The organism is Citrobacter braakii (assembly GCF_002075345.1).
GTDB classification, from domain to species: domain Bacteria; phylum Pseudomonadota; class Gammaproteobacteria; order Enterobacterales; family Enterobacteriaceae; genus Citrobacter; species Citrobacter braakii.
Genome location: NZ_NAEW01000004.1, coordinates 58,896 through 78,161, shown reverse-complemented (window position 1 = coordinate 78,161; position 19,266 = coordinate 58,896). Strand labels below are relative to the sequence as shown.

Annotated in this window: 16 protein-coding genes; 11 read left to right on the top strand and 5 right to left on the bottom strand. The window is 47.1% G+C overall.

What is annotated here, in order from left to right:
* Positions 1-143 precede the first annotated feature (143 nt).
* The 11 genes from BZK42_RS10220 to BZK42_RS10170 are packed head-to-tail and all read left to right on the top strand — an operon-like array spanning position 144 to position 13,268.
* Entirely contained in the window at positions 144-1,559 is a 1,416-nt protein-coding gene (locus tag BZK42_RS10220; protein ID WP_046274861.1) for an undecaprenyl-phosphate glucose phosphotransferase, read from the top strand.
* Positions 1,549-2,835 (top strand): outer membrane beta-barrel protein, encoded by a 1,287-nt coding sequence (locus BZK42_RS10215; protein WP_080859116.1) that lies wholly within the window; start codon positions 1,549-1,551, stop codon positions 2,833-2,835. Before BZK42_RS10220 ends, BZK42_RS10215 begins: the two co-directional genes overlap by 11 nt.
* 1 nt (position 2,836) lies before the next feature.
* A complete protein-coding gene (locus BZK42_RS10210; RefSeq protein WP_047358829.1) occupies positions 2,837-3,394 on the top strand; it encodes a polysaccharide biosynthesis/export family protein in 558 nt (185 codons plus the stop codon).
* A gap of 2 nt (positions 3,395-3,396) precedes the next feature.
* Positions 3,397-5,526, top strand: a complete 2,130-nt coding sequence (locus BZK42_RS10205) for a GumC family protein (protein ID WP_047358830.1) — start codon at positions 3,397-3,399, stop codon at positions 5,524-5,526.
* On the top strand, positions 5,523-6,734 hold the full coding sequence (locus tag BZK42_RS10200) for a lipopolysaccharide biosynthesis protein (protein WP_047358831.1): 1,212 nt from the start codon (positions 5,523-5,525) through the stop codon (positions 6,732-6,734). Before BZK42_RS10205 ends, BZK42_RS10200 begins: the two co-directional genes overlap by 4 nt.
* Entirely contained in the window at positions 6,731-8,101 is a 1,371-nt protein-coding gene (locus BZK42_RS10195; protein WP_047358832.1) for a hypothetical protein, read from the top strand. The genes BZK42_RS10200 and BZK42_RS10195 overlap by 4 nt, the downstream gene beginning before the upstream one ends.
* A 4-nt stretch (positions 8,102-8,105) precedes the next feature.
* Positions 8,106-9,095 (top strand): glycosyltransferase family 2 protein, encoded by a 990-nt coding sequence (locus tag BZK42_RS10190; RefSeq protein WP_080859115.1) that lies wholly within the window; start codon positions 8,106-8,108, stop codon positions 9,093-9,095.
* A 14-nt stretch (positions 9,096-9,109) separates the two neighbouring features.
* Positions 9,110-10,321 (top strand): glycosyltransferase family 4 protein, encoded by a 1,212-nt coding sequence (locus BZK42_RS10185; RefSeq protein ID WP_047358833.1) that lies wholly within the window; start codon positions 9,110-9,112, stop codon positions 10,319-10,321.
* Between the two features lies 1 nt (position 10,322).
* Positions 10,323-11,435, top strand: coding sequence for a glycosyltransferase family 4 protein (locus BZK42_RS10180; protein ID WP_047358834.1), 1,113 nt, complete (start codon positions 10,323-10,325; stop codon positions 11,433-11,435).
* A gap of 2 nt (positions 11,436-11,437) precedes the next feature.
* Positions 11,438-11,845, top strand: coding sequence for a hypothetical protein (locus BZK42_RS10175; RefSeq protein WP_016154111.1), 408 nt, complete (start codon positions 11,438-11,440; stop codon positions 11,843-11,845).
* A 31-nt stretch (positions 11,846-11,876) separates the two neighbouring features.
* Positions 11,877-13,268, top strand: coding sequence for a DUF4832 domain-containing protein (locus BZK42_RS10170; protein WP_080859114.1), 1,392 nt, complete (start codon positions 11,877-11,879; stop codon positions 13,266-13,268).
* Between the two features lie 46 nt (positions 13,269-13,314).
* On the opposite strand, the gene galE is transcribed toward BZK42_RS10170, so the two are convergent.
* The 5 genes from galE to nhaC form a co-directional block, all read right to left on the bottom strand.
* Positions 13,315-14,331 carry a UDP-glucose 4-epimerase GalE gene (galE, locus tag BZK42_RS10165; protein ID WP_016154109.1) on the bottom strand — a complete coding sequence of 339 codons (1,017 nt, stop codon included), beginning with the start codon at positions 14,329-14,331 and terminating at the stop codon, positions 13,315-13,317.
* Positions 14,332-14,391: 60 nt separating this feature from the next.
* A complete protein-coding gene (locus BZK42_RS10160; protein ID WP_080859113.1) occupies positions 14,392-15,330 on the bottom strand; it encodes a glucosamine inositolphosphorylceramide transferase family protein in 939 nt (312 codons plus the stop codon).
* 259 nt (positions 15,331-15,589) lie between these two features.
* On the bottom strand, positions 15,590-16,225 hold the full coding sequence (locus BZK42_RS10155) for a carbonic anhydrase (RefSeq protein WP_080859112.1): 636 nt from the start codon (positions 16,223-16,225) through the stop codon (positions 15,590-15,592).
* A gap of 154 nt (positions 16,226-16,379) precedes the next feature.
* Positions 16,380-17,552: a MalY/PatB family protein gene (locus tag BZK42_RS10150; RefSeq protein WP_046274870.1), complete on the bottom strand. Its 1,173-nt coding sequence runs from the start codon at positions 17,550-17,552 to the stop codon at positions 16,380-16,382.
* A 124-nt stretch (positions 17,553-17,676) separates the two neighbouring features.
* Positions 17,677-19,137: a Na+/H+ antiporter NhaC gene (gene nhaC, locus BZK42_RS10145; RefSeq protein WP_046275107.1), complete on the bottom strand. Its 1,461-nt coding sequence runs from the start codon at positions 19,135-19,137 to the stop codon at positions 17,677-17,679.
* Positions 19,138-19,266: the final 129 nt, after the last annotated feature.

The following is a 19,266-nucleotide window of genomic DNA, read 5'->3' as shown; positions in this document are numbered from 1 at the left end:
ATGGTGCGAAACCCATCACATTGTATTACATTGTTTTTTACATTTAATGACTGTGTGCCATTGCGTTTTTAAGACTTGTGATATAATTAGCAACATAAATGAGGAAAAAAACAATTAAAAATCAATAAATAATGGGCTGAGATATGCTTAAAAAATCGCTAAAGATTAGCAGCCACGGATATCCAGTCTTTTTAAAGCTGGTCGATTTCATTGTAATCAATGCGACGTTAATTTTTAGCGCCCATCTGTTAGGTCTGGCGCCATTTAACACCATTGCCATTCTGAGTATTCTCTTCTCAGTCTTTTTCTTACTGTTTGCTGAATACATTAAAATGTATCAACAAAAGATTAAGACGATCGGTTTACGTAATCAAAAACGGTTGGTTTTTTGTACGCTGCTGGCGATTTTTTTTAACGAACTGGTCAGCATGACGGTGGCTGAACCCGAGTCTCTCGGCTACTTAGACAAACTGCCTTCCCCCTTTTATTCAGCGATTATTTACTGGTACTTCATCCCATTACCTTTTCTTTATTACATTCGCTTTTTCATTTTTAAATATTCAACGAAAAAGAGTATGCGCGTGGCGATTATTGGTCTGACCGACAATGGTCTGGCTGCAGAAAACGCGTTAATGGATGAATACGCTAATATCACATTGGATCTGGCTTTTTATGATGAGCGCGCCTTATCCCGCTGTGGCGATATCGTCGATAAGGTTAAAAGCCCCTTTCGTGGGCCGGTGATCAATCTGGTTGAGGAAGCCCGGCAGGGAAATATAGACGAAATCTACATCGCTTTACCGATGGTAGCTTTACAGCGCATTCGTCATTTTTTGGCGATGATGTCAGACACTACCGTAGATACGTATATTGTTCCTGACTTCTATACCTACAGTAACAACATGTCCAAGCTACGCTCCATTCACAACCTGCAAACTATTGGAATTTTTAGTTCGCCGTTTGAAGGGGCGGGTTCGTTTATCAAGCGGGCGGAAGATTTGGTGCTTGGCAGCATTATTATGGTGATGATTTCTTCGCTAATGTTGGCCATTGCCATTGGAATCAAACTTACTTCCCGCGGGCCAGTCTTTTTCAAACAAGATCGGTATGGTCTTAGCGGGCAAAAAATTAAGGTCTGGAAGTTTCGCTCGATGCGCGTTATGGAGAACGCCGATACGGTTATTCAGGCCACTAAAAACGATCCGCGGGTAACCAAATTCGGTAGTTTCTTACGCCGCACCTCACTGGATGAACTACCGCAATTTATCAATGTATTGCAGGGAAGTATGTCGATTGTCGGTCCCAGACCTCATGCGGTTACGCATAATGAGCAGTACCGTAAACAGGTCGAAAATTACATGATCCGCCATAAAGTTAAGCCTGGGATCACCGGGCTTGCGCAAATCAACGGTTTCCGCGGGGAAATCGATGCGCTTTATAAGATGGAAAAAAGGGTTCAGTACGATATTGAGTACATTCAAAACTGGTCTTTATGGCTGGATATAAAAATTATTATTAAAACTATTTTTAAAGGATTTATCGGTAAGAATGCATACTAAATTACTCGTTATTACCGGAATCGTGATATCGCAGCCCGTATGGGCTGATTTAACACCGAAATCACACATTGGCTTTGCGGGGATCGACTTCCAGGGCAAGGTCGCTGTGGACTATGGTTATAATGATAACGTGTCTTATCAGCCACATAGCAGAGATGCTATCGGTTCCTCGTTTCAGAGCGCAGCGCCCGTTTTGAGTATGATCGGAGAGCGCGGTCAGGATAAGTATTTACTGATGTACTCCGGTGATTATCGTAACTACTCAAGCGATTCCGCTGATAACTATAACGATCATTTTTTCCGTTTTAACGGTGCCTGGCGCTATGGGCTCAAGCACGGCTTAACACTCAATCTGGAGGATACGCTTGGGCACGAATCCCGCGGTCGAGGGATCACTGAGGGGTTTCTACCGGGTCAATTCGAGCAGTATGGGATTAAATCTCCGCTGACGACGAATTTTATTAACAGTGAATTGCGCTATAGCTATGGCGCGCCGGATGGGCGCGGGAAAGCGGAACTGGCGTTGTTATACAAAAAACTGACGTTCGGCAATACGTCCGACGCCCAGGAGAGTAGTGAAGATTTCTACAATTATATTCAGGAACAGGAATGGCACGAAAATAGCCTGGTGGCAGAAATTTTTGACCAATACACATCCAGAACGCGTTTTCGCTATAGCTTTATTACTAACCAGCGTCACTATGATAACAACTCAGAAAAAGACACTAATGAGTATTATTTGCTGTATGGCCTGAAGTCGCAGTTGACGGGAAAAACCAATGTCGACATGAATATTTCATGGTTGTACAAGACATTTAAAAACAACGCAAACTCGCATGATTTTAATGGTCTAAACTGGGATATAAAAGGGGAGTGGAAGCCGTTACAGCAGTCTGTTTTCACGGTGCACTCAGCGCAAAGCATTAAAGACCCATCGGAAGTTGGGGGATATATTTTAGTCACCCAGTATGGTCTTTCTTACCAGCACTTCTGGTTAGGCAACCGTTTTTCTACCTTGCTGGATTACTCATACACTTCAGAAGACTATAAAAAACAGAATAAAGATCGGCATGATAAAGATGGGGTATTTAGCGTAACCATGAGCTATGACTACACGCCGTCTGTCAATTTTGAGATTAAATATCAAATAGATACGTTGAATTCGAATAAGGATACTGATTCGTTTTATATCGGTCCCAACGACAATCAGGAAGTCATCAGAACGTTGGGTTATGATAATTCTATGATTATGCTTAAAGCTAAGGTTCAGATCTAAAATGAAAATAATAGAACTGTGCGCGGTTTTGCTATTCAGTATCCTGATGGTCGGATGCACGACGTCCAGCCCGAGATTAATGGACGATCCTGCTACTGTTCAGCAGGATTACCGACTTGGGGCAGGGGATACTGTCAATATCGCTGTTCATGGTCAACCCGATATGACGATGCGGTTTATTTTGGATAAGAGTGGGGAGATTAATTTCCCGTTTGTTGGTGCTCTTATATTAAAAGATAAAACTGCTGAACAGGTGACTAACGAATTAACTCAACGCCTGACCGGAGATTATTTTACTACTCCGATGGTGACGGTGAGTATTGCCGAGTTCCGTAAATACTATGTTTCTGGCGAGGTGAAAAGTCCGAATGGATTCGCTTATGAGCCAGGACTTACCGTCGAGAAATCTATTGCGCAGGCGGGGGGATTTACAGATCGTGCTGACCGTCAAGATATCAACATTCGCCTGTCAGGTAGCAATCAGCTGCTTGAGAATGTTGATTTAACGCACTCTGTTCATCCTGGGGATGTCGTGATTATTGGCATGGGGTTCTTCTGACGATGAAACTATCAATAGTGGAAAACGGCAAAAAACGAGAAAGCACTGTTGAATTCTCCCGCTTTGCCAAAGCGCTGAAAAAGAACGCCTGGAAAATCGCGCTGGCCGGTATCGTTGCCGGGGTCGTGGCTTATCCGTTAATCAGCATGATGTCCTCAAAGTATGTATCAACGGCGACTGTGCTGATTAAGGCGCAGGCCGATAACGTTTCTCCGTTCCCACAGGTTGATGGTTTCGATTCAACGCGCAGTGGTTACTACGAAACGCAATATGCGTTGATGCATTCACGAATTGTGCTCGAGCAAGCCGTTCGCGATATGAAGCTGGATGAAAATCCGGCATTTACCGGGGAAAAAGCCGATGCTCAGGGCGCTGATAGCAGTGAAAGTCGGCAACTAAGAATGGAGCTGGCGCTGAAAACGTTGTCGAAAAACCTGAATGTCATCGGTATTCGGACAACGAACCTCGCCTCTATTACCTATGAATCGACTTCGCCCCAGGTTGCGGCTAATATCGCCAACGGCGTCGCTCAGGCTTTCATCAACTATACGCTGGAGCAAAAGCGTCAGAAAGTAGAGAAAGCCCGCGAACTGAATTATGAAAAAATGGAAGAGATTCAGAAGTCGATAGCGAAGCAAAAAGAAGATATGGAGAGTTATCTGAAAAATGCCGGGCTGCTGACCTTTCGCGGTATTGATGGTTTTGAAACCGAGCAGTTAAGTATCGTGACCAATCGCCTGGCCGATGCGACTCAGCGTCGTGTTGCCGCGGAATCTGTCTATAACGAGGTGAACGGGGGAGGGAAGTCCGCTGAGAGTGTTATCTCGCTACCTTCGGTCTCTAACCACGCCCAGATTCAGGATTTACGCATTGCGTTAATTCAGGCGCAGCGTACGTTGTCTGAATTGCGCAAAGTCTATGGGCCAAAAAACCCGGCCATTTTAAAAGCAGAAGCTGATGTGCAGTCGATCCAAAGCCAAACGGGACGGGTGTTGGGTGAACTGAAAGTGGGTTTACGCCAGCAATATCTGGCGGCGCTTGCGGATGAAAAGAACTACCAGCAACAATTGGCTGAGCAGAAAGCGATCTTCCAGAAAATGGCGTCAAAACGGGATGCCTGGAACAGCCAAAAACTGGCGTTAGATAAAATGGAAGATCTGTACAAATCGCTCTATCAGCGTACTCAGGAGTTGTCGCTGTCCGGCGTGAATGCCGATGCGGTGTTATACGATCCCGCAGTTCCTGCATTAAAACCGGCGAAGCCGAATAAATCACTGCTGTTGGTGATGGTGGTCATGCTGGTGGTTGTGTTCAGCATCATGTATTTCATTGTCAAAGCGGCGATGGATAACTCAATCGCTAGCCTGAGTCGCATGAAAAAGCGCCTCAACGTTACCCCGCTGGGCGAAATCCGTCGTTTTAGTGGAACCTCAGGGCGTGCGCAAGTGCGGGACATGATCCTGAAGAACCCGCTGAATGCCGATATTGTGCACGGTATCCGTACCCGGATTATGCTCGATAACCGGTCATTACAGACGCTCATCGTGGCGTCAACGGAGCACGGTGAAGGACGTTCTCTGCTGGCGAGTTTGTTGGCGAACTCCTTTAGTTTCGATCAGAAAACTCTGCTTATTGATGCGGATTTCTTTAATACTGATGGGCTCTCTTCTGAACTGGCGTCGGCAACATCCGCAGGTCTGGCGGAACTGTTGCGCGGGGAGACTGAGCTTAAACAGGCGCGGATTACGCTCAGTGATAATCTCGACTTTATTGCGCACGGCAAGAGCACCATCTCTTCTTTACTGATGTTGTCGTCGGAGCACGTTGAACCCTTAATGCGCGAACTGAAATCGCATTATCAGCGCATCATTATTGATGTTGCTGCTGTGAATCAGAGCCAGGATGTTCAACTGATCAAACGTGCCGTCGATGGGGTTGTTTTCATAGTGAAAGCCGGGATGGGGTCGGCGGGACACATCGCCAGCGCACTGGATAAGATTGAGGAAAATAACGGCGTGGTGATTGGCGCGGTGCTCAATGCGGTTGAAGAAAAAGATCTTGAAACCCAGGAGGGTCTGCGTTCACTTAACTTCAGTACCGATCAACTGATGACGACGCCAGGCCGGGTATGAGTCTACTGAAGAGCGCTTCCACGATAGCCGGTTCATCAGTCATCTCGCAGTTGATTGGTGCGCTGTCTATCTGGTTGATTTCGCACAAGTACGATATGGCTGAGGTGGGGCTTTATGCGCTCAATTACAGCATCGCCGTGGTGGGCGCGCAGGTGTGTACCTTTGCATCGCAGCTTTTAATTCCAAAACAGCACGACGACGAACTGGTACAGAACGTCGTATTTTGCCTGATCCAAAGCACGATCATTGCCTTACCGTACGCCGTACTGACAGCGTGGCTGTTTCACCAGAACATCCTGTTCCTCTATTTGCTGACGCTGGCGACGGCGTGGGTTTTAATCTCGGAAAACCTGTCGCTGCGCACGGCCAATTTTCGTTTTCTGATTTTCCAGCGCATCTCTGTCTCTGTGGTGGTATTACTTTCGGTTCTGGTTACGCATCAGGTGCAACTGTTTTATTGGTCATGGGCCTGCGCGACGATGGTGCTGACCATAAGCTGTATTTTGCATTCGTTTGATATTCGTTCCGTGGCGGCCAGACATTTGCGACCTGCCAGTAACTGGCATTTTTTCAAACAAAATATCCATCACATTACCAAAGTCGGGAGTGCGGAAGTGCTGGCGATGGCCAGCAGTAATTTGCCGATTATGTTGATTAACTTTTGGTTCTCGGCGCTGACGGCAGGTTATTTTTCCGTAGTTAGCCGCTTTTGCCTGGCGCCGGTGGTGATTATCGGCAACGCAGTGCGCAATACTATTTTTTCCAAGTGGTCTATCGACTTCAGAAATAATACCTTTAATTATCATGAATATACCAGGGTGCGGATGCTACTGTTGGTTCTGGGGGTTATCTGTACTCTCGGGGTGTTTATTTTCTATCCAATAGTGATGCGTTTGGGCTTTAGTGAAGACTGGATTAACTCCATTGAAACGTCGCGCTACATGTTGCCCTATTTATTCCCGGCGCTGGCGATAAGCCCTCTGACGGTGATTGAGCTTATTTTTGGTTCCCACCGCTATTTTCTGCGTATCCAACTGGAACAGCTGGCGATTGTGTTATTCGCATTTGTCGTCATTCCCTATTTTCATAAAGATTATGCCACGTCGGTTATCCTGTTTTCTTCACTGACATTTATTCGCTACGCCTTCATTTATCTGAAAATGAATAAGCGAGCCAATCTTCTGAAAGACAAGCCGGTGATACTATGACGCTGAATACCGGATACTATTTACAGGTTTTTAGCTTTATCACGCTGATCCTGTGTGGCCTGGTGCAATACTTTACCGGCATGCAGTCGGTGCTGTGGATCCCCTTTTTCCTGACCCTGTTGATGGTGGGATTATTGGTGATGCAGACGCGTGATGGCTCGCTGCAGCTGGATGCGCAGGAGACGATTGTCCTGGCGTTGTATTTTTCGTTCCTGATACTGGCCGGAACATCGACGCTGATTCAGGGCGGGATCACCGTCGCGATTGTGGCATTTAAAAATGAAATCGCATTGTCACTGGTGATGATCTGTTTGCTGCTGGGATTTTGCCGGGAGTCGCAGATTTACCGTGCAACGCGCTATCTGTACTGGGTGTTTTACGCGCAAATCCCGGTAATGATTTATCAGGTTTTACTGGTCGTTCCCCAGCGCGTTGCGGTGCGTGGCGAAGATGAGAAATGGGACTCTGTGGTTGGCACGTTTGGCGGTGACCCCATGGGGGGCGGTAACACTGCTGCGATGGGCCTGTTTTGCCTGTTGATTATGTTGTTAAAAGTCTCTGAGTATAAGCACGGGTTGACCACGTTCAAGTCCATGGCGTTGCACATTGTTCTTGGGATCGGGCTATGTATTATTGGTGAAGTGAAGTTCGTCATTCTGCTGTCACCTCTGTTCCTCGCGTGGGTGTGGATCTCACCGAGCTACGTCAAAGACGTCAGTAAGGTTAATCTGAAGACGCTGTTGGTTATTGTGGCGGGCATGCTGCTGCTTATTAGCCTGTCGATAGTGATCCTCGCGTACTATTATTCTTCCGCGTTTGGCGGCGATCCGTCGAAAAGCTCGTTAAGCATTTTCATCGACTCCTTAAGCTATATCTTTGACCCGAACTACATCATGTCTACCGGGGAGTTAGGGCGCTTTACGACGTTCCTGTTCTGGTTGAAAAATAACGATCTGTGGGGGCTTTCAGGAACGTTATTTGGTTATGGGCTCAACGCCACAAACAGCGGGAGTACGGTATCGCCGGGCTTTTTGAATATCATTTATAACTTAATTCTCGACTCGACTTCCCTGAGTATGCTGCTGTGGGAAGTCGGGGTGATCGGCACGTTACTTTTTATTAGCTTATTCATTTATATCCTGAAAGTTTGTCAGCCAAAGCCATTACTGACGCTTGAACAACTGGACCAGCAGGATCTTCAGTTGCTGAGCTTTGCACCGGCGTTTAACGCTTTTGCTATCAGTTGCTTAATTAGCTTACCTTACAGCCAGATACTGATGATTACACCGATGTTACAATTCCTGTTCTATTTATCACTAGGATCAAGTTTAGTGATTCGTCGAACCGTCCTTCGCTGTGTAGGGTAATTGTATGGACCAAAAACCGTTTATTTCAGTGAGTATTAAAACACTCAATGAATCTGAATGTATTGAGAAAACGATAGACAGTATCCGCAGGCAGCTTGTTGATTATCCACATAAAATTATAGTGGCAGATAGCCTGTCAACGGATAACACCCAACAGCTTGCGATCGATAAAGGGGTGACCGTGGTCTCTTTAACTGACCCAGGCGATCGCTGCTGCGGCGTCGGGCATCAGTTAGGTTATCTGTATAGTGAAGGGGAATATCTGTTGCTGATGGACGGCGACATGGAGCTGGAAGGGGGCTTTGTGGATCAGGCTGTCGCTTTTTTGCAGGCTGAGCCGGAATATGCAGGTGTCGCGGGAACCGTTGAAATGGACGATGCCGTTAACTATGAATTTAAATCGCGTAAGCAGCGTATTAGTAAAATCTATCCGCTTGGAGATAGCGACCATTTAGGCGGTGGTGGGTTATATCGCCGCTCTGCGATTGAGAAAATTGGTTATCTCACCAACCGTAATTTGCACGCTTATGAAGAAGCTGAACTTGGCCTGCGTTTGCTCGATGCGGGTTATAAACTACGCCGTCTGAATATTCCGTATTTTATCCATACTTCGCATACCATGCCGACCTTTCAGATGCTGAAGCACCGCTGGAAAAGTGGATACTATCAGGCACCGGGCGAGCTTTTACGTTGTGCGTGGGGAAAACCTTATTTCGGCAAAGCGTTAAAAATGGTTAAGAACGAGGCGATTTTTTCTGTTTATCTGATTGCCTTGTTTATTGCGGCGGTGACCTTCAATCTCGAACTTTTCGATATTGCATTTCTACCCTTGCTTGCCTTTATTATCTTGAAAACCGTGCAGAATCGATCGTTATTGAACGGATTGCAGAGCGTAATGAACCTGGCCGTGCTTTCTGCGGGACTTGTTAAAGGGTTGACTAAACCAGTACGCGATCCGTTGACTCCGCCTGACAGTAAAATCATTCATGAATAACTAAGGCTGGCGCAATGAAAGTTTTATTAGTGAATAAGTTTTTTTTCATTAAAGGCGGCGCGGAAACCGTTTATTTTCAAGAGCGCGAGATGCTGAAACAGGCCGGAGTACAGGTTATTGATTTCTCGATGCAGCATGAGAACAATTTCCCTTCGGACTATGCGGATTATTTCGTCAGCAATGTGGACTACCACCAGGAGCGCAATCTGCTGGGCGGGCTCAAAACGGCGGTTAACTTTATTCATAATTCGCAGGCCTGCAAAAAGATGCTGGCGCTACTACAAAAAGAGCGTCCGGATATCGTCCACTTCCATAACATTTACCATCAGTTAACGCCGGCGTTGATTAAAGTGGCCCGCAATTTTGGCTGCAAAACGGTGTTGACCGCGCATGACTATAAAATCGTCTGTCCTGCCTATTCCATGCTGCGCGACGGTAAAGTGTGTGATTCCTGTATTACCGGGACGGTTTTCAATGCCTTCAGGTATCGTTGCCAGGAAGGCTCTGCTTCAAAAAGCCTCCTGCTCTCTTTAGAGGCGACCTGGCAGTATATTGCGCAAAATTACCAGGCGCTGGATGTGATCGTTTCGCCGAGCGTCTTTTTACGCGGTGTATTGTTGCGTACGCTGCCGAATTCGCGCATTGATGTCATCGTCAATGGCGTTGATGACAGCCGTCCTCTGGGTGAGGTAAGCGATGCGGGCTATATGCTGTACTTCGGTCGCCTGAGCCGTGAAAAGGGCGTGGCAACGTTATTGGCGGCGCATGAGAAAATGCAGAACAAAGCGCCGCTGAAAATTGTGGGGCACGGTCCACTGCACGATGAATTAGTCGCCCAATACCCGGACGTTGAGTTTTTAGGTTATGTGCAACAAGGGGAAGCTCTCGATAACCTTATTAAGCATGCACGGGCAGTGATCCTTCCTTCAGAATGCTATGAAAACTGTTCGATGGCGATATTAGAGGCGATGTCCTTAGGCAAGCCGGTGATCGGATCGCGCATCGGCGGTATCCCGGAACAAATTCGTGACGGAATCGAAGGGATTTTATTCGAACCTGGCAATGCGCAGGAGTTAGCAAATGCGCTGGATGCACTGGCCGACTCGCCAGAGAAGGCGCGGGTCATGGGCTTACAGGGTCGTGCGCGATTGAGTGAAAAATATGCGCTGAGTAAACATATGGATACTCTACTGGCGCTCTATAAAGAACTGCTGAGCAGGCCATAGTATGAGTAAAAAAATAACGGTTTTTGGTACGCGTGGTATTCCCGATGTATTGGGCGGGGTGGAGACACACTGTCAGAATCTATATCCTGCCATTAAGCAGCAGTTGGACGTTGATATTTGCGTGATTGCACGCTCGCCGTATGTAAATTACAAACGATCGTTATATAAGAAAGTTGAAACCTACGCGCTGTGGGCACCAAAAAAGCGCTCGCTGGAAGCGATTGTCCATTCCGTTTTAGCGGCATTTAGGACAAGTATCGACCATTCAGATATTGTGCATGTCCATGCTATCGGACCTGGGCTTGTGATCCCATTATTACGCATGTTAGGGAAGAAGGTGGTTTTCACCCACCATGGACCTGATTACGATCGTCAAAAATGGGGATTCGTTGCCAAAAAAATATTGCTGCTGGGTGAGCGTTGGGCAGTGAGATATGCCAACGAAGTGATTGTGATTTCTGAGGTTATTAATCAACTGATCCAGAAAAAACACGCTCGCTATGATGCGCATTTAATTCACAATGGCGTCAACGAGCCGCGGTCGTTATCTGTGCTGACCATCGACAATACGCTCTCCCGCTTTGGGCTGCAGCCGAAAAACTACCTCGTGGTGGTTGGGCGATTTGTGGAAGAAAAAGGGATGCATGATGCCATCGCCGCCTATCAGCGCAGCGGTTTAACTATGCCGTTAGTGTTAATTGGCGATGCGGATCATCCGACCGAATACAGCATTCGCCTCAAAAAGCTTGCCGCGGACACGCCTGGCGTTGTGATGACGGGGTTCTTGCGTGGTGATGAGCTTCAGGCGGTGTTTTCCCAGGCACAGCTGTTTGTGATGCCTTCATACCATGAAGGATTGCCCATTGCGCTGCTGGAAGCAATGTCATTTTCTCTTCCTGCCGTCGTCAGTGATATTCCGGCTAACCTCGAAGTTCAACTGCCGTCCGAGGCCTATTTTAAGGTGGGGGATGTGACCAGCCTGGCCGAAAAACTAACCGAGTGGGCGGCAACCAATAGCGTGGACTATCGTGTATATTTGCAAAACTATAACTGGCATGAAATCGCCAAAAAGACGATTAACGTCTATCACTCAATTGATAAAGATATAGGTTAATTTTGACCAGTCCTCAAAATCGTCCTCCCGTCATCGAACGATTTTATGCTCACCTTGACGAGCCGATTGCGCAAGGGTTGACTCCTGAACAAAAAGAAGGGGTGGAAAAAGCGATCCTGGCCTCGACTCTGACTTCGCGGCATCAGATCGATATTCGCCGAAGCTTTCCCTTTTTCAGTAAACGCTATTATCTGGTTTTTTTGTTTGGCAGAGATTTGCGTCGGCAGCATCGTCAGGAATCGACCCTGTCGAGAATATTGCTCACTTTTTTGCTGCTGATAGCCGTGTTGTTCGTTACCTGCTGCGTATTGCTGACGCTGTATATGATCAAATCAGCATTAGGTATTGATGTGTTCCAAAATTTTCATGTGGGTATATGGGACTGGTGGTTAAGTCTGAAAAACCGCTAGCGTAAACAAACCTGTGGAGGGCGTCACTGCGATGAAGTGTAAATGGGTTTCTGCGCTGTTGTTGATGTCCTTTCCGTTGGCGGTTATGTCCGCATTAACGACCGTAACCCCCAAAGCATTAACGGGCCCGCTAACCAATCCGGGGATTGGCGTGGCAAGTTTTCATCAGGGGTACGGTGAAACGCTGGGTCTGGCGGATTATCCCAATACCGGATTTGAATACGAGCGATTTTACTGGCGAGAGCTGGAGCCTGTTGAAGGTCAGTATAATTTTGCGCTGGTGGATGATGCCTTCAAATACGCGGTAGCGCATCGTCCCGCGATGAATGTCGGGCTGCGGTTTATGGTGCTTGCCGATCCGGGGGATGGCACCAAAATTCCCGATTGGCTGATTAAAAAAGGCGTGAAAGGCAGCTGGACGCCCGATAATAAAACATTTATTCCGGATTTAAGCGACCCGCTGTTTATTGAGTACAGCCAGCGTCTGCTGAACGCATTCGGAAAACGCTACGACGGTAATGAGAATCTCGCTTTTGTGGATATCGGCATGGTGGGGGCCTGGGGGGAATGGCATAACAGCAATTTCCCTGATCTGAAACCACTGTTGGAGCAGTACACCACCGCGCAGTTAGACCCCTACGTCGCAATGCACTTTTCTGCCTTCCCTTCGACGCCGAAAATAATGTTGATGAGCGGTGGGCAAAGCCTGGCGAATGCGGTGGCGCGAGGGGCTGGATGGCGGGCGGATTGCTGGGGTGACCTGCGCGTATTTTCGGACTCCTGGAGCCATATGGCCGATGATTACCCGCAGCGATTACTGGCAGCACAGCAGAGCTATTCGGGGTTTAACGATGCCTGGAAACGTGCGCCGGTCAGTCTGGAAATCTGTTCATATATGCAGGACTGGAAGAACACCTTCCACTATACGCGTGCCGAAGTGCAGGGCATTTTTGACTGGGCGGTCAAGCAGCACGCCAGCACGATCAACCTGAAATCGAGAGCGATACCCAGCGATTATCGACCGATTGTTGATGATGCGCTGACCAAACTGGGCTATCGGTTTCGCTTAGCGTCTCTGAGCCATGAGTCTGTGTGGGACGGCGGACAAACGTTGAGGTTGAACAGTACCTGGTATAACGAAGGTATCGCACCGATTTATCTGCCCTACACGCTGGCATTTCGTGTGGTGGATAGCGCCAATAAGGTGGTGGCGCAGGGGAATGCGGCGGATGATATACGACGTTGGCTCCCGGGCGTTTATCAGGTTAGCTACGCATTGCCCATGCCGGGCCGACTGGCGAAAGGGCAATACGCCATTGAGGTTTCGATGCTGGATAAATCCGGGGCGGCAAGAATTAACTTTGCCAACGAAGGAAAGCAGAGCAGCGGCTGGTATCGCGTATCAACGATAACGGCACGCTAACCCGTCATGGCAACGAGCCTGAGGCTAAGGCTCGTTGCCGGGTACATCAGATGTTATAACCATTCGGGTTGTTTTTTTGCCAGTTCCAGGTGTCACGCATCATTTCATCAAGGTTGTAGATGGCCTTCCAACCTAACTCTTTGTATGCCAGTGACGGGTCAGACCAACATTCGGCAATGTCGCCGGGCCTTCTGTCGACAAACTGATAGCTTATTTTTTTCTGCGCCGCTTTTTCAAACGCCTCAATCAGATTAATCACAGAATAACCGACCCCGGTACCGAGATTAATCACCTTATAGGCAGCGCCTTTATTCTGGCTATCCAGCGCGGCTAAATGGCCGGTCGCCAAATCCATGACGTGGATATAATCACGAACGCCGGTGCCGTCGGGGGTTGGATAGTCATTACCGTACACCGACACGGTTTTCAGCTTACCAATCGCAACCTGGGAGATGTACGGCACCAGGTTATTGGGGATACCGTTGGGATCCTCACCAATCCGACCCGATGGATGGGCGCCTACCGGGTTGAAATAGCGCAGGCAGGTAATGCGGAAATCGGGCTGCGCGCGGGAGAAATCGGCCAGAATCTGTTCGACCATTAATTTAGAGGTACCGTACGGATTGGTGGTTCCCCCCGTACGCGATTGCTCGCTCAGCGGCACGCTTTCCGGATTACCGTATACCGTAGCTGATGAGCTAAAAATGAATCGATTAACGCCTGCGGCCAGCATCTCATCCAGTAAAACCAGCGTTCCAGTGACGTTGTTTTCGTAGTAAGCAAGGGGTTCTTTTATCGACTCGGAAACCGATTTGAGGCCCGCAAAATGAATGACATCGGTGATGTTATGGTTGGCGAAAATGTTTTTTAATGCCTGCCTGTCGAGAACATCAGCGATATAGACAATGGGTTCCCTTCCTGTGAGTTCCGCGACCCTGTCCAGCGAGATTCGGCTGGCGTTTGCCAGATTATCGATGACAACGACATCATCGCCTCTTTCCAGTAGCGTTAAAACAGTATGTGAACCAATATAACCTGCACCACCAGTGACAAGAATAGCCATATGGACTCCAGAAAATGCGATGAAAATGGGCATTGATTCACGTCACTATCATAGAAAACGCTATTGGTGACGCCTGGCAAGGTAATAATTTCGGTAACTCACCATACACTTGTAAGATATTTTTCTAAGTATAGATAAAAAACTGAACTTGTTTATTTTTGTATCATAGGCAATATAGTTACTTGAGAAATTTAGCGTGTGAACGCCGTCACTGTGGTTGATCGACGAATTGATTTGTTCGATCAGATTCTCATCAAAAGTAGCGTCATTCAGTGTGACTAATTCTTTGATGTAGATAGATTTTCCATATGTTTCAGGTGTGCATTCCTGGGTTAAGAAATACATTTTGTTATCGACAAGATAAGGCGCACCCGCTCCCCGATGATGATGATTGCTCACCTTCAATGCAGGAGTAATTCTCTGCCACTGTCCGTGAAGATGCTCTGCCGAATGAATAATTATTTTATTATCCATGGTGGTCGATATAAGATAGCAGGTCTCATTCATTGAAAGAAAAATGTTATCTGTCACTTCGGTGTCAGAGATTAGAACTTTAATTTTCTTCCAGCGTGTAGGAAACTCTACTGACTGAAACAGTATCACTTCTTTTCTTTCTGATGATTCAGGAATCATGAAGAGCTGATCGTTAATATTGATCAGGAACGGAAATGACAAATGACACATCAGGTCGTCAAAACCTTCAAGTTTCACGTCATCAATTTCAACCAGTTCACGATCAAGAATACGGCATCGGAGCGTGCCTTTCGAGTTGCGAAAGCTAAAAGCTTCATAAAAAACATACAGTTTATCATCTTTTTCAATAAGAAAAGGATCGGCTTGAAACGTATATTCCTTTTTTAACTGCTGTGCAGCGGATTTATTTAATATATCCAGTGTGTTATCTGGGAATTGGTGTGTACCATGATCCTTAATAATCATGATATCCCATGATTCATGATAGAATAACATATTTATTATTCGTTTTAATTTCGCTAGCATTTGCGTCAGCTCCTTTTTATCGCCTGCACCATTATCAGAATTGATATCGCTGCTAGATAATTTTGATAAAACACTCAGGTGAACAGCTGTTTTAACTCTAAATACATGCAATCTGTTGCAATACTGAATGGATGAGCTAAGGCCAATGCAAAAGCAAAACATCAACGGCTATTTAAAAAACTAGCTGCAAGTGCGTTTTTTGTCTATAGCACAAAAGTAGGTAAAAGCTCTCCAGAGCATCCTTGCTCCAGGGGAAAATTTACTCGAAATGCACCTGCGGGTTATCTGCAAGGGAAACATAGGTTTTGCTGTTTTTATCAAGGGTACGGATTTCACCGCTTTCGATGTCATATACCCAGCCGTGCAGACGAAGCGCATTATTTCGCAGCCCAACCGCGACGCAAGGATGCGTTTTAATATTATTGAGCTGTGCGATAACGTTTTCTTCCACCATGGCGTTAACTTTAGCGATTGGGTTATCCCAGGTTTTCTTCTCAACCACGGCTTTCGCGGCATCGGCATAGTGCAACCAGTGAGCCACAGCGGGCATCGGATCCAGAGGCTGGCTATCAGCAATGGCTTTCATCGCGCCGCAGTTGGAGTGTCCGCAGATGACGATATCCGTCACACCAAGTGCGACAACCGCGTATTCAATCGTAGCAGATACGCCACCGGGTTCCGGTCCAAAAGACGGAACGATATTACCGGCGTTGCGGATAACGAAAAGCTGTCCGGGCTCTTGCTGAGTAACGAGTTCTGGCACCAGGCGGCTATCGGAACAGGAGATGAAAAGCGCTTTGGGATTCTGGCTGGATGCCAGGCTGCGAAAGAGTTCCTTACGTTGAGGGAAAATCTCTTTTTGGAAGTTGAGGAAGCCCTCAATGATATGTTGCATAGCAGTGTCTCTTTTCTCTGTTTAAGCAGGTTATGATGAAGATCACACTTTCCAGTTTAACACCAGCCGACAGAACGGAAAAACTTTATAGCAGTTCTGCAACATCTTTGTATAGTTTTGCCCCACCGTGGCGGGGCAAAGAGTGTGATGCGCGCTACGCGTTCTGTCGTTTTTGGTACGCCGCTTTCAGTCGGTTCATCGCTTCTACCAGTACCGAGCGCGGGCACCCAACGTTGAGTCTCATGTGACCCTCTCCGCCGGGGCCATATTGTGCGCCTGGTGACAGACCCAGTTTTGCTTCCTGCACAAAAAATGCGCTTAGCTGTTCATCGCTAAGATTCATTTTTTCCGCGTTCAGGAACAGAAGATACGATGCGCCGCCATACACAATGGAGATTAAGGGACAGTGCTTTTCAATTTCACTTTTAACAAACGCCACATTGTCGGCCAGGTAGGCTAATAATTTTTGGTGCCAGTCGCCACAATGGGTAAAGGCGCTGTAAATGGCCGCCTGCTGTAATGAATGTGTCTCGGCCAGGTAGCAGTTATCCAGGAAACCATAGAACTGATGGCGTAATTCATCATTTTTAATAATGGCAATTCCGCCCTGGATCGCCGCCGTATTGAAGGTTTTACTGATTGAGGTCAGCACGATTGACTGACTCCCTGTCGCTTCGTCTAAAGTAAAAAACGGCAGATGGCGCTTGCCTGGCAGGGTTAAATCACTATGCACTTCATCTGAGAGAATAATGACGCCAGCTTGCTGACAATAGTGACTTACTTTTTCCAGCGTTTCCCGCGACCACACCATACCGCCCGGATTATGCGGCGAAGGGAAAAGAAACATTTTGCACTGCTTGAGTTTTTCGCTGAAATCATGCCAGTCAAATTCGTAATGACCATCTTTCTCAATGAGGCGCGTTTGAATCAAATTCCTGCCGCTGGTATTTACCAGATTAGGGTAGGGGTCATATATTGGCGTACAGGTTAAAATATTATCACCTGGTCGGGTAAACACCATCAGAGAGAGCACAATAGTTTTTATGACGCCGGGAATAAAATGCAACCAGTGTGGCTTTATGTCGACATCATACTGTTGTGCATACCAATGAATAACGGACTCTTTCCATTGCGGATAATCCAGGTTGTAGCCTTGTACTGGCTGCGATACCACTGAACGCAGTGTGCTCATGATTGGCTCTGGCGTCACAAAATCCATATCTGCAATCCACAGCGGTAATACATCGGTGGTGCCGTACATCTGTTGTAATTGACCGTATTTACGGCAATTAACATCCCTTATGACAATATCATCAAACAAAGACATTGCTGACTCCTGGACAGTCTCTGAAAAATAGTTTAAGCAACGCAACAGTGAAGAATATTTCTGTATATCTAATTGATATATTAAATTTACCCTGGTGGTAGCCAATATTTAGCTATTTATTAGCCTATGATTTTTGCTCAACCATATGCTCTGTAGCTTCATTTGGTTCATATTTAGCAATACCAATACCGGTGGCCGCCCACAGCAGGGCAAAGATGATGCCGCTGTAGCAGAGGATTGCCCATGGCAAATAATCAAGCGTCGCCACGCCCAGCATCGTGGCGCAATAAACGCCTGAGGCAGACCAGGGGATAATCGGTTCGACAACGGTTCCGGCATCTTCGGTAGTACGCGAGAGGTTCTTTGTCGCAAGCCCTCGTTTTTTATATTCTTCTTTAAAGGCATCGCCGCACAGCAGCAGTGGCAAGGTTCCATTTGCCGTACAGGCACAGATGGTGAACGTCGTCACAATCGTGGTGGCCACCAGGCGGAATGTGGATTTAACGCCTTTCGTGAGCGCGTTTATGACGGTGTGCAAAGAGCCTGTCGCACTCATTGCGCCGGCAAAGCTGAAGGCGCTGAAGACGGTGACGAAGCTGCTAAACATTGAAATGGCGCCGCCTCGTTCCAGTAAGCGGGAAACATCTGATGACAGTGTTGGCAGGTTATCTCCGGTGAGCATCGCGAGCTTAAAACCGCTAACCACGGATTCGCCAACCGATGATGCGGTAAATTGCTGAAAGGCTAATGCCAGAATCATCGAGACTATTGTGGATAAAAAGAGCATCGGGATTGGCGGTCTTTTTGACAGTGAGCCATACAAAACGATGATCGGTGGCAACAGTAGAAGAATGTTAAAGTGATAAATCTGGCCGATAGCGTTCATCAAGTTGGTGATATTGGCAGGCGCGCTGGATGAGGCATCAATGCCCATGCCCATATAGCTGTATACGACGCAGCAAATAATAAATCCCGGGCCGGTGGTCCACAGCAGATGGCCGATATGCGAGTACAGGTTTACACCGGCAGCCAGCGCCGCCATGTTGGTTGAGTCAGAAACCGGAGAAAGCTTATCACCAAACCAGCAGCCGGAGACAATAGCGCCAGCAGCAATGGGCAGCGAAACATTCAGACCAATCGCTACGCCAATCATGGCGATCCCGACGGTTCCGATGGATCCCCAGGAGGTGCCGGTACAGACTGAGATCAGCGCTCCCAGCATAAATGCTGAAATATAGAAATACTGCGGGTTAATCCACTTCAGACCATAATAAATCATCATTGGAATAGTGCCTGACACCATCCATGCGCCAATTAAGAAACCGATACTGGCGACGATTAATATGACAGGAAGCGCTTCAGATATTTTATTGCAAATAGATTGTAGAATGTCATCCCATGTGTAGCCGTGAGCGATGGCGATAAACGAGGCGGTTGCGGTTCCCACGAGGATCATGGGTTCAGCTCGAATATTGAAGATAAAATATCCGATGCTAATGCCACCCAGCATGACTATCATGGGTAAAACTGACCAAAAGAAAGACAATGGCTTTCTGTTGTTGGCGGTGCAGCTATTTAATTCCATAATTACATCCCAATCGTTAATGGTTGAACACGTCAAATAAATACCTGCTACAGGTCACCCATAACTGAGTAACATAGTTGCCAGAGTTCATGTCTGAACCCTATTTTATTAACTGCTGCAGATTATCTA

Coding starts and splice junctions, on each gene's coding strand:
- BZK42_RS10220 (WP_046274861.1), top strand. CDS start 144: ATGCTTAAAAAATCGCTAAAGATTAGCAGCCACGGATATCCAGTCTTT.
- BZK42_RS10215 (WP_080859116.1), top strand. CDS start 1,549: ATGCATACTAAATTACTCGTTATTACCGGAATCGTGATATCGCAGCCC.
- BZK42_RS10210 (WP_047358829.1), top strand. CDS start 2,837: ATGAAAATAATAGAACTGTGCGCGGTTTTGCTATTCAGTATCCTGATG.
- BZK42_RS10205 (WP_047358830.1), top strand. CDS start 3,397: ATGAAACTATCAATAGTGGAAAACGGCAAAAAACGAGAAAGCACTGTT.
- BZK42_RS10200 (WP_047358831.1), top strand. CDS start 5,523: ATGAGTCTACTGAAGAGCGCTTCCACGATAGCCGGTTCATCAGTCATC.
- BZK42_RS10195 (WP_047358832.1), top strand. CDS start 6,731: ATGACGCTGAATACCGGATACTATTTACAGGTTTTTAGCTTTATCACG.
- BZK42_RS10190 (WP_080859115.1), top strand. CDS start 8,106: ATGGACCAAAAACCGTTTATTTCAGTGAGTATTAAAACACTCAATGAA.
- BZK42_RS10185 (WP_047358833.1), top strand. CDS start 9,110: ATGAAAGTTTTATTAGTGAATAAGTTTTTTTTCATTAAAGGCGGCGCG.
- BZK42_RS10180 (WP_047358834.1), top strand. CDS start 10,323: ATGAGTAAAAAAATAACGGTTTTTGGTACGCGTGGTATTCCCGATGTA.
- BZK42_RS10170 (WP_080859114.1), top strand. CDS start 11,877: ATGAAGTGTAAATGGGTTTCTGCGCTGTTGTTGATGTCCTTTCCGTTG.
- galE (WP_016154109.1), bottom strand. CDS start 14,331: ATGGCTATTCTTGTCACTGGTGGTGCAGGTTATATTGGTTCACATACT.
- BZK42_RS10160 (WP_080859113.1), bottom strand. CDS start 15,330: ATGCTAGCGAAATTAAAACGAATAATAAATATGTTATTCTATCATGAA.
- BZK42_RS10155 (WP_080859112.1), bottom strand. CDS start 16,225: ATGCAACATATCATTGAGGGCTTCCTCAACTTCCAAAAAGAGATTTTC.
- BZK42_RS10150 (WP_046274870.1), bottom strand. CDS start 17,552: ATGTCTTTGTTTGATGATATTGTCATAAGGGATGTTAATTGCCGTAAA.
- nhaC (WP_046275107.1), bottom strand. CDS start 19,137: ATGGAATTAAATAGCTGCACCGCCAACAACAGAAAGCCATTGTCTTTC.